The 682-nt window shown below is 29.5% G+C and carries 1 protein-coding gene; it reads right to left on the bottom strand.

Annotated features, from left to right (window positions below; all coding sequences use genetic code 11):
- Positions 1 to 141: 141 nt before the first annotated feature.
- Positions 142 to 682 (bottom strand): hypothetical protein (locus tag ACFQ1G_RS01075; protein WP_380736391.1); only part of this gene is annotated, 541 nt, incomplete at its 5' end.

The raw sequence follows: 682 nt of genomic DNA, 5'->3' as shown, positions 1-682 counted from the left end.
TACAACGTTCCCGGTTAACGCAAGTAGCGGTTTTTGGAAACGTTTATTTATCGGTTAAGTTATCTTTTTAAAGGTAGTCAAAAATGTCTTTTTGAAAGGGCTGCCGCTATTTGCTCGTTAACCGATGTTGTGGCATCGTTTTTAATAACGGTCTAATATAAATGCCTTCCATGAAGATTTCCTTTCTTCGGAAAATTCTAATATTTCGTCAACGATTAAATTCTCATTCCCGGTTATAACAATAGGTCTATCTGAATCAAAATATGTTGAAATTTCATTATCAATAATCAATTCCTTTTTTTCTAGTCTTTCTCTTCTTTCATTATATCGGATTAATTGATTATGGTTGAAATAATAATTTTGAACAGTAGAAGTATTTTTAATTTTTTCAATAATCTTTACAAGGTAGATATTGCCTTCCTTATAAATGACAATTTCGTGGAAACCTCCAATTTGTTTTTTAAAGAATAATAAAGATCTTTTCCAGATCAATCCAGAGCTTTGAATAATTTTAAAACTGGAATCTTTGGACGGATTTTCAGGAATTACTGAAATTAAGGAATCTATAATGACAATTTTTTCTAAATCTGTTTCCTGGCCAAATGCATTTTTTGGAAAAAAACAAATCAGTAAAAATACTAGTAGTATTCTCATATCTTTTTTAAAAAATGTGCCACAACGT

Source organism: Salinimicrobium gaetbulicola (assembly GCF_042676025.1).
GTDB lineage: Bacteria > Bacteroidota > Bacteroidia > Flavobacteriales > Flavobacteriaceae > Salinimicrobium > Salinimicrobium gaetbulicola.
Note: the sequence above shows the minus strand (reverse complement) of the source record. Positions and strands in the feature narration are given on the sequence as shown.